General features: G+C 69.4%; 7 protein-coding genes. All 7 read right to left on the bottom strand.

The features are described from left to right. Positions 1 to 44: 44 nt before the first annotated feature. A complete protein-coding gene (locus IEZ01_RS33435; RefSeq protein WP_028798056.1) occupies positions 45 to 515 on the bottom strand; it encodes a Dps family protein in 471 nt (156 codons plus the stop codon). Positions 516 to 701: 186 nt separating this feature from the next. Beyond that, the gene (locus IEZ01_RS33430; protein ID WP_019889909.1) at positions 702 to 1085 is read right to left on the bottom strand and encodes a helix-turn-helix domain-containing protein; all 384 of its coding nucleotides are present in this window, start codon (positions 1083 to 1085) and stop codon (positions 702 to 704) included. Positions 1086 to 1194: 109 nt separating this feature from the next. Continuing rightward, a complete protein-coding gene (locus IEZ01_RS33425; protein ID WP_028798055.1) occupies positions 1195 to 1704 on the bottom strand; it encodes a CinA family protein in 510 nt (169 codons plus the stop codon). Beyond that, complete coding sequence (gene pgsA, locus IEZ01_RS33420; RefSeq protein ID WP_019889907.1) at positions 1701 to 2384, bottom strand: CDP-diacylglycerol--glycerol-3-phosphate 3-phosphatidyltransferase; 684 nt, start codon at positions 2382 to 2384, stop codon at positions 1701 to 1703. The genes IEZ01_RS33425 and pgsA overlap by 4 nt, the downstream gene beginning before the upstream one ends. After that, entirely contained in the window at positions 2381 to 3871 is a 1491-nt protein-coding gene (gene rimO, locus IEZ01_RS33415; RefSeq protein ID WP_019889906.1) for a 30S ribosomal protein S12 methylthiotransferase RimO, read from the bottom strand. The genes pgsA and rimO overlap by 4 nt, the downstream gene beginning before the upstream one ends. A 62-nt stretch (positions 3872 to 3933) precedes the next feature. Further along, positions 3934 to 4767, bottom strand: a complete 834-nt coding sequence (locus IEZ01_RS33410) for a helix-turn-helix domain-containing protein (RefSeq protein WP_019889905.1) — start codon at positions 4765 to 4767, stop codon at positions 3934 to 3936. Positions 4768 to 5014: 247 nt separating this feature from the next. Then, the coding region (locus IEZ01_RS35480; RefSeq protein WP_308427264.1) for a DNA translocase FtsK at positions 5015 to 5536 on the bottom strand (522 nt) is incomplete at its 5' end.

Raw genomic sequence — 5536 nt, 5'->3', positions numbered from 1 at the left:
GAGACTCCGCCGCAGGTCAACAGCCCTGCACGCCCCCGACCAGCTCAAGCGCTCTCCGCCTGGAACATCCAGTGGTGCTTCTCGAGGTCGGCGGTGAGCCCGATCAGGATGTCCTGGGTGACCGGGTCGGGCTTCTCGGTGATGTCGATACGCTCGCGCATCTTGCGGATCACCGCACCGAGCGCGTCCACCAGGATCCGTACGGCGTCGACGTCCTTGATCCAGCCGTCGGGCACGGTCCCGATCGCGCTGCTTGCGGCCACCGTCGCGGCGCGCCCGTCGGGCGTGACGCCGATGGCGGAGGCCCGTTCGGCGACGACGTCGGAGTGCTGGCGTGCGGTGACGACGACGTCGTCGAGTTGCAGATGGACCGAACGGAAGCGCGGTCCGACCACGTTCCAGTGGACCTGCTTGGCGACCAGCGACAGATTGACGAGATCGACCAAGGCGCCCTGCAGGGCCTCACCCACGGTCTTGAGGTCGTCGTCGGCCAGCGAACTCTTCACGACAGACATGCATATTCTCCCAGCAGTCGTACGTTTCCCCCACCATGCACGACTCACCGCGTACGGGCATCTCAAACGCCTTGCCGCGCGCCCGCCCGTGTGTTCGCGCACGAACCGGCCACGGCAAGGCCCGGAAACGACGAAAGCCCCGGTCGGCCTGTCAGGCACCGACCAGGGCTCCGCCCATGTCACGGTTCAGGCGGCAACCACGTCGACCGCCTCCGCAGGCGCCTTGATGGTCACCCGCTCCGTCGGCACACCTGCCACCGACGTCACCGAAACCGAATTGAGCATCGGCCGTACCGGTGCGGGCACCGGCTCGCTCGCCGCTGCCGACTCGGCCAGTTCGGCCAGCGACAGCTCGTCGCTCACTTCCCGCATGAGCTCGGACATCCGTACGTCAAGCGCGTCGCAGATCGCGGAGAGCAGTTCGGAGGAAGCCTCCTTCTGCCCCCGCTCCACCTCGGAGAGATAGCCGAGAGAAACTCGGGCGGACGAGGAGACTTCGCGCAGAGTACGGCCCTGGCGCTGGCGCTGCCGACGCAGCACGTCACCCAGCAGGCGACGGAGCAGAATCATCGGTGGCTCCCTCCTCGGACCGCGTAGCCGCATCCTTCACGCCCCACCGTACCGCCTCGCGCTGCGGCCGTGCGGGGAGCGATGTCGTGTTCACTCAGGGCTGCAAACATCAATTCCCCCCGTTCTGTTCCGTATCCTGTGCCCGCGCATTCCCGGAGAGTTCGTCTGCGAGCAGTTCCAGCACGCTCCGTACACTCTCTCTACGGATTTCCGCGCGGTTGCCGTTCAACCGCAATGCGGCCACTTTCCCCGCCCCGACAGGTCCCGCCACGGCGACGTACACCGTGCCGACGGGCTGACCGTCCTGCGTTTCCGGGCCGGCGACGCCGGTGGTGGAGATACCCCAATCGGCCTCCAGCCGGTCCCGCACACCGGCCGCCATCTGCAGCGCGACCTCGGGATCGACAGCCCCACGCTCCGCCAGAAGGGTCCGGTCCACCCCGAGAAGGTCCTCCTTGAGGGCCGTGGCGTAGGCCGTGACGGACCCTCGAAAGGTCTCCGAGGCACCAGGGACACCGGTGAGCTCCGCGGCCACCAGACCGCCCGTGAGGGACTCCGCCACCGCCAGCGTGCGACCACGCTCCGCGAGCAGACGCAGCACACGGGCGGCGGTGTTCATCGCGCCGACCCGGCCGAGGATCCCGCCTGGGCCGCGGCCCGCTCGGCCGCGAGGCCCTTGCGCCGCAGTACGACGGCCTGGCGGACGTAGTCGAGACCGGTGGCGACCGTCAGCACGACGGCCACCGTCATCACCCAGAAGCGGAGGGTGGCAAGCGGCCCGGTGAGCGCAAGGACGTACATTCCGACCGCGGTCCCCTGGGCCAGGGTCTTCATCTTGCCACCGCGACTGGCCGGAATGACTCCATGCCGGATCACCCAGAACCGCATGAGCGTGATGCCGAGCTCACGGAAGAGGATCACCCCGGTCACCCACCAGGGCAGGTCGCCGAGCCAGGACAGACAGATCAGTCCGGCGGCCATGATCGCCTTGTCGGCGATCGGGTCGGCGATCTTCCCGAAATCCGTGACCAGGTTGTACGCCCGGGCCAGATGCCCGTCGAAGACGTCCGTGATCATGGCGACGGCGAAGGCCGCCCAGGCCCAGGCGCGCCAGACGGGGTCGTACCCGCCGTCCTGGAGGAGCAGGAAGACAAAGGCGGGGACCAGGAGCAGCCGCACCATGGTGAGGATGTTGGCGATGTTCCACAGGCTCGCCTGGTTGACCGCCGCGGCACCCAGCTTGCCGCCGGGCGCCGGCCGGCCGGTCCCGCCCGCGGCGGACGCCGGCACTCCGGTCATCTGCCCGCCTCCTCGAAAGCGTCCGGAAGGTACTCCGCCACCAGGTCGACGCCTTCCGTGCCCACGACCTTGGCCCTGACCATACGGCCGACGGCGAGTCCCTCGCCGCTCGTGAAGACGACCTGACCGTCGGTCTCGGGGGCCTGGTGGGCGGCGCGGCCCACGGCGGCCTCCTCGCCGTCCTCGTCGCCGACAGACTCGACCAGTACCTCCAGGGTCTCTCCGAGGCGCTCCTCCGCGCGCTGCGCGGTGAGCTCCTCCGCGAGCCGGGACAGGTGGGCGAGGCGCTCGTCGACGGTCTCCTGGTCGAGCTTGTTCTCGTACGTGGCGGCTTCGGTGCCGTCCTCGTCGGAGTAGCCGAAGACGCCGATGGCGTCGAGACGGGCGTGCGTGATGAAGCGTTCAAGCTCCGCGAAGTCCTCCTCGGTCTCGCCGGGGAAGCCGACGATGAAGTTGGACCGGGCACCGGCCTGCGGCGCCTTGCCGCGGATGGTGTCGAGGAGCTCCAGGAAGCGGTCGGTGTCGCCGAAGCGCCGCATCGAGCGCAGCACGGCCGGCGCGCTGTGCTGGAAGGACAGGTCGAAGTAGGGGGCGACCTTGTCGGTCGAGGTGAGGACGTCGATCAGGCCCGGGCGCATCTCGGCGGGCTGGAGGTAGCTGACCCGGACCCGCTCGATGCCGTCGACGGCGGCGAGCTCGGGCAGCAGGGTCTCCAGGAGGCGGATGTCGCCGAGGTCCTTGCCGTAGGAGGTGTTGTTCTCGGAGACCAGCATGATCTCCTTCACGCCCTGCTCGGCGAGCCAGCGCGTCTCGCCGAGGACGTCCGAGGGCCGCCGGGAGACGAAGGAGCCGCGGAAGGACGGGATGGCGCAGAAGGAGCAGCGCCGGTCGCAGCCGGAGGCGAGCTTCACGGAGGCGACGGGGCTGGTGTCCAGGCGGCGGCGGAGCGGGGCGCGCGGTCCGGAGACTGGCGCGATGCCCTCCGGGAGGTCCTCGGGGGCCTCCGTGAGGCCCGCGCCGTGCCCCGGCAGGGCGATCTCGGCCGCGGCGCTCTGGCGCTCGACGGGGCTGAGCGGGAGCAGCTTGCGCCGGTCGCGCGGGGTGTGGGCCTCCACGCTGCCGCCGCTCAGGATGGTCTGGAGGCGGTTGGAGATGTCGGCGTAGTCGTCGAAGCCGAGCACGCCGTCGGCCTCGGGGAGGGCGTCGGCGAGCTCCTTGCCGTACCGCTCGGCCATGCAGCCGACGGCGACCACGGCCTGGGTGCGGCCGTGGTCCTTGAGGTCATTGGCTTCGAGGAGGGCGTCGACGGAGTCCTTCTTGGCGGCTTCGACGAACCCGCAGGTGTTGACGACGGCGACGTCTGCGTCGGAGGCGTCCTCGACGAGCTCCCAGCCGTCCGCTGCCAAGCGGCCTGCGAGCTCCTCCGAGTCCACCTCGTTACGGGCGCAGCCAAGAGTGACAAGGGCGACGGTACGGCGTTCGGGCATGGACTCAAGACTACTTCGTCCCGGCCGTGCCCCCGCCGCTCAGGGGTTTGCTCAGGCCCCGCTCACCCCGCCTCGGGGTCTCCCTTGGTGTACGAGAGGCGCTCGACCTGCCCCGACTCGAATTTCTCCTCGACCTTCTTGCCGTTGACGTAGAGCTCGATGGGGCCGGCGTTGCCGAGGATGAGGTCGATGCGCTCGTCGTCCTGGAAGGTCTTGGACTCGCCCTTGAGCAGCAACCCGTCGAAGAGGAGCTTGCCGTCGTGCGCCTTGGCCGAGATCCAGCTCTTGTCGTCGGTGGCGGTCATGGTCACGGTGACCTTGTCCGCCGGGACGGCTGCGATGGCGCTCTCGGAGGGCTTGGGGGCGGGCGGCTTCGGCTTCGGCGTGGGGCTGGCCTTCTTCTGCGGCGCGGGACCCTCCGCCACCTGACGCGCCCGGTCGCTGTCGTCGCCGCCGCTGAACATCGTGAAGCCGACGAAACCGATCACGGCCACGATCGCCGCGACCATGGCCGCGGTCCAGTTCGGGCGGCGGCGCTCGGGGCGGATACGTTCCGCCTCGAAGAGCGGCGCGGCGGGCGTGGGCGCGGGCCGGCCGCCGTGCTCGGCGTCGTACTGGTCGACCAGCGGCGCCGGGTCGAGGCCTACGGCGCGCGCGAGCGTACGGATGTGACCGCGGGCATAGACGTCGCCGCCGCAGCGCGAGAAGTCGTCCTCCTCGATCGCGTGCACGATCGGGATGCGCACCCGGGTGGACGTGCTGACCTCGTCCACGGTCAGCCCGGCGTCGATACGGGCCTGCTGCAGCGTGCGACCGATCGGCGGCCGGACGTCGGCCGAAGGCCGTTCGTCTGCCGGGGAGTTCCGGTCGTCTTCGGGGGAGTTGCCGATGGACACGAGGGCGCCTTTCGAGCGTGTAACCACCTGCTGGACGTTCAGTCTATGGGTGGTACGAAAGGGTGGGGCAACCGGGCGGATGCAGTTTGTACGCCATCGGAATGGCCGTACGCCGGCACCCGGACACAGTGACGATGGGACACGGTGTTGTCCCACTGTCCAACTTGACGTACGGCCAAGGGAAACGGTTGCCCCCTGTTCCCTTACGAGTGAGCCTCGATGCCCCCAAAGGGCCCCATCCGCCCCGCTACGCCTCGGCTTCCCCGCGGATCACGGCGAGCACCCCATCCAGTTCGTCCGGTTTCACCAGAACGTCCCGGGCCTTGGATCCCTCGCTGGGGCCGACGATGTTCCGCGACTCCATGAGGTCCATCAGCCGGCCTGCCTTGGCGAAGCCGACCCGCAGCTTGCGCTGGAGCATCGACGTCGAGCCGAACTGCGTCGAGACCACCAGCTCGGCCGCCTGGCAGAGCAGGTCCAGGTCGTCGCCGATGTCCTCGTCGATCTCCTTCTTCTGCTTGGAGCCGACCGTGACGTCGTCCCGGAAGACCGGGGCCATCTGGTCCTTGCAGTGCTGGACGACCGCCGCGACCTCGCTCTCGGTGACGAAGGCGCCCTGCATACGGATCGGCTTGTTCGCGCCCATCGGAAGGAAGAGCCCGTCGCCCTTGCCGATGAGCTTCTCGGCGCCGGGCTGGTCGAGGATGACCCGGCTGTCGGCGAGCGAGGAGGTCGCGAAGGCGAGCCGGGAGGGCACGTTCGCCTTGAT

The organism is Streptomyces purpureus (assembly GCF_014648195.1).
GTDB lineage: Bacteria > Actinomycetota > Actinomycetes > Streptomycetales > Streptomycetaceae > Streptomyces > Streptomyces purpureus.
Note: the sequence above shows the minus strand (reverse complement) of the source record. Positions and strands in the feature narration are given on the sequence as shown.

Excerpts from the sequence above, each read along its gene's own strand:
- IEZ01_RS33435 (WP_028798056.1), bottom strand. The coding sequence starts at position 515 with ATGTCTGTCGTGAAGAGTTCGCTGGCCGACGACGACCTCAAGACCGTG.
- IEZ01_RS33430 (WP_019889909.1), bottom strand. The coding sequence starts at position 1,085 with ATGATTCTGCTCCGTCGCCTGCTGGGTGACGTGCTGCGTCGGCAGCGC.
- IEZ01_RS33425 (WP_028798055.1), bottom strand. The coding sequence starts at position 1,704 with ATGAACACCGCCGCCCGTGTGCTGCGTCTGCTCGCGGAGCGTGGTCGC.
- pgsA (WP_019889907.1), bottom strand. The coding sequence starts at position 2,384 with ATGACCGGAGTGCCGGCGTCCGCCGCGGGCGGGACCGGCCGGCCGGCG.
- rimO (WP_019889906.1), bottom strand. The coding sequence starts at position 3,871 with ATGCCCGAACGCCGTACCGTCGCCCTTGTCACTCTTGGCTGCGCCCGT.